Source organism: Spirillospora sp. NPDC049652 (assembly GCF_040675125.1).
Lineage (GTDB): Bacteria > Actinomycetota > Actinomycetes > Streptosporangiales > Streptosporangiaceae > Spirillospora.
In genome coordinates, this window is record NZ_JBFAOF010000922.1 from 1 (window position 1) to 2,813 (window position 2,813).

The 2,813-nt window shown below is 73.8% G+C and carries 3 protein-coding genes and 2 pseudogenes; 2 read left to right on the top strand and 3 right to left on the bottom strand.

Going from position 1 to position 2,813, the window contains the following annotated elements:
• Positions 1-182 (bottom strand): annotated as a pseudogene (locus AB0J52_RS34875) (hypothetical protein); the annotation flags it as partial.
• A gap of 116 nt (positions 183-298) precedes the next feature.
• The gene (locus AB0J52_RS34880; protein ID WP_500187166.1) at positions 299-1,006 is read right to left on the bottom strand and encodes a class I SAM-dependent methyltransferase; all 708 of its coding nucleotides are present in this window, start codon (positions 1,004-1,006) and stop codon (positions 299-301) included.
• Positions 1,007-1,168: 162 nt separating this feature from the next.
• Here AB0J52_RS34880 and AB0J52_RS34885 point away from each other — a divergent pair, with 162 nt between their 5' ends.
• Together AB0J52_RS34885 and trxA are read left to right on the top strand one after the other, a co-directional pair.
• On the top strand, positions 1,169-2,242 hold the full coding sequence (locus tag AB0J52_RS34885) for a lysylphosphatidylglycerol synthase transmembrane domain-containing protein (protein WP_500187167.1): 1,074 nt from the start codon (positions 1,169-1,171) through the stop codon (positions 2,240-2,242).
• Entirely contained in the window at positions 2,239-2,565 is a 327-nt protein-coding gene (gene trxA, locus AB0J52_RS34890; RefSeq protein ID WP_500187168.1) for a thioredoxin, read from the top strand. The genes AB0J52_RS34885 and trxA overlap by 4 nt, the downstream gene beginning before the upstream one ends.
• Here trxA and AB0J52_RS34895 read toward each other — a convergent pair.
• Positions 2,537-2,813, bottom strand: a pseudogene (locus AB0J52_RS34895) (hypothetical protein); the annotation flags it as partial. The gene trxA and the pseudogene AB0J52_RS34895 overlap by 29 nt on opposite strands.

The window sequence follows — 2,813 nt, forward strand, 5'->3', positions numbered from 1 at the left end:
GCGGCGTACCGCTCGCGCTCCACCCGCTGGCAGGCGACCGCCAGGTCGGCCCCGAGCCCGTGCAGCGCCCGCAGCAGCCCTTCCAGGTAGCGGCTCAGCGCGCCCCGGTCGGCGGACACGGCGGTGGCGTCCAGCAGGATCCGTGGCGGCCGGGCACCGCTCGGCAGGCCCTCGCTCGGCATGATCCCACCCCCGTGACGTAGATCACCCTTGGGACTCCGAGCCTACGCCGATCGAGGGCCGCCCGACGGTTTCCTCCGCGTTTGACACACCGGGGAACCACATCGGCGGGCGGCGGTCAGGCGCGCTTGCGGGCCTGGACGAGGACGATGCTGCCGCGGTCGTTGGGGGCCTTGGCGTCCGCCGCCGCCACCAGCGGGGCCAGCGGCGCGGCGGCGTTGAAGCCGACCTTGCCGCCGTACGCCGACAGCGACAGGTACAGCCGCTCGGCCGCCGCCGTCCGGAACTGGTAGGAGTGCCGGACGAGGTCGAGGCCGCGCGCGTCCATCAGCTTGGCCAGCGACTCGTGCGTGTAGGTGTGCTGCACGTGGTACTTGGCCTTGTGCGCGTCGCGCAGCTTCGGCCAGGCGTCGGCGCGGCTGAGCACGTCGGCGGACATGAAGACCTGCCCGCCCGGCTTCAGCACCCGGGCCATCTCGTCCAGGGACGTGCCGCCGTCGTCGAAGTGCTCGATCGCGCAGACCGACAGGATCGCGTCGAACGAGCCGTCCTGGAACGGCAGCTTCAGCGCGTCGCACTCGACGAGCGCGGGCGGGTGCGCCAGCGTCCGGCCGTATTCCATCTTCCCGCGCGCGAGGTCGATCGAGACCGCGTAGGCGCCGCGCCTGCGGGTCTGCCCGGCCCAGTAACCGTCGCCGCCCGCGACGTCGAGCACCTTCCGGCCGCGCAGGTCGTCGCCCATCCAGTCGAGGAGCGTCCCCGCCTCGCGGTACCGGCACACGTGCACCTGGTGCCCGACGAAGGCCACCACATCCGAGATCTTCATCGGCCCCAGCCTATAGACGAAGCCGGCCCGTGGCGCGCCGCGCGCCGCACGCGCCGCCGGTCCGGGCAGGGCTGACCGGATGCTGAACAGGGCTGAACAGGGCCGGGCGAGGCCGGGCGCGGAACTCCCGGTCCGGTCGCGGAGGTCCCCTACGCTGGGGACGTGACTGCCAAGGCCCTCGCCATGCGCGCGCTGCGTGTCGTGCTGATACTGCTCGCGCTCGGCTTCTGCGTGTGGTCGCTGGCGTCGCAGTGGGACGACACGGTCCGCGCGTTCGAGCAGCTGTCCTGGTACACGCTGCTCGGGGCCTTCGCCCTCGGCTACGCCGGGCTGGTGGCCTGGATGCTGGCCTGGCGGACGTTCCTGAGCGGCCTCGGATCGGAGATCCCGGTGGCCGCCGCCTACCGGATCGCCTTCGTCTCCGGCCTCGGCAAGTACGTCCCCGGCATGGTGTGGGTGCTCGTCTCGCAGGTCGAGATGGCGCGCGAGTACCACGTGCCGAGGGCGCGGAGCTTCTCCGCGACGGTGCTGGCGATCGCCACGTCCACGGCGTCCGGGCTGGCTGTCGCGGCGGTGACGCTGCCCCTGACGTCGCCGGAGGCGCGGGACCGCTACTGGTGGCTGTTCCTGCTGGCCCCGGTGCTGCTGGCGTGCCTCCACCCGAAGATCGTCGCGTGGGGCCTGAACCTGGCTCTGCGGATCGTGCGCCGCCCTCCGCTGGAGCACCCGGTGAGCCTGTCCGCGACGCTGCGCGCGGTGCTGTGGACGGTCGCCGGCTGGCTGCTGTTCGGCGGCCACCTGTGGGTGCTGTCCGCCGCGGCGGGCGGGTCCGGCGCGGGCCTGCCGTTCCTGGCGACCGGCGCGTACTCGCTGGCGTTCGTGGCCGGGCTGCTGGTGTTCCTCGCGCCCGGCGGGCTCGGGGCGCGCGAGGCGGTCATGGTGCTGGTGCTCTCGCCGGTGCTCGCGACGGGCGCGCCGATCGTGGTGGCGCTGGCGTCCCGGGTGCTGCTGACGGCCGCCGACCTGATCGGCGCGGGCTCGGCGTTCCTGCTCGGCCGCCGCGTCCGGAAAGATCTGCCGGACGGGAATGAACCGGCCCCCGCCGGCCTTTCCCCGAATGCACGGACCCCGAGCAGCCAGACCCCGAGTGACCCGGCCGCGGATGACCGGGCCCCGAGCGCACCGGCCCCCGGTGCGCGGCCGACGGGCACCCGCCCCACCAAGGAGCAAGCATGAGCGCCCCCATCACCGTCACCGACGCGACGTTCGACGAGCTCGTCCTCAAGAGCGAGACCCCGGTCCTGGTGGACTTCTGGGCGGACTGGTGCGGCCCCTGCAAGATGATCGCGCCGGTCCTGGACGCCATCGCGGCCGAGCAGGACGGCAAGATCACCATCGCGAAGATGGACTACGACCAGAACCCGAAGACGCCGAGCCAGTTCGGCGTGCTCGGCCTGCCCACCCTGCTGCTGTTCAAGGACGGCGCGGTGGCCGAGCAGATCGTCGGCGCCAAGCCGAAGCGCGCCCTGCTCAAGATCCTGGAGCCGCACCTGGCGTAGCCGGGCCGGGCGCCTCGTCCGCGCCCGCGCCGCCACCGGTCGCGCCGCCGGTCGTGCCGTCGCCGCCGCCGCCGGTCGTCCCGGTGGCGCCGGTCACGCCCGCCGCGCCGGTGAGCGTGGCGAGATAGACGTCCCAGAGCGGGCCGTGGTCGGGAGCCTCGACCGCGGCCCGCAGCCGTTCCGGCTCCCCCGGCTCGTAGAAGCGCTTGATCGCCGCGGCGAGCGAGGCGACGTCGTCGGGGTCGGCG

Excerpts from the sequence above, each read along its gene's own strand:
- trxA (WP_500187168.1), top strand. The coding sequence starts at position 2,239 with ATGAGCGCCCCCATCACCGTCACCGACGCGACGTTCGACGAGCTCGTC.
- AB0J52_RS34880 (WP_500187166.1), bottom strand. The coding sequence starts at position 1,006 with ATGAAGATCTCGGATGTGGTGGCCTTCGTCGGGCACCAGGTGCACGTG.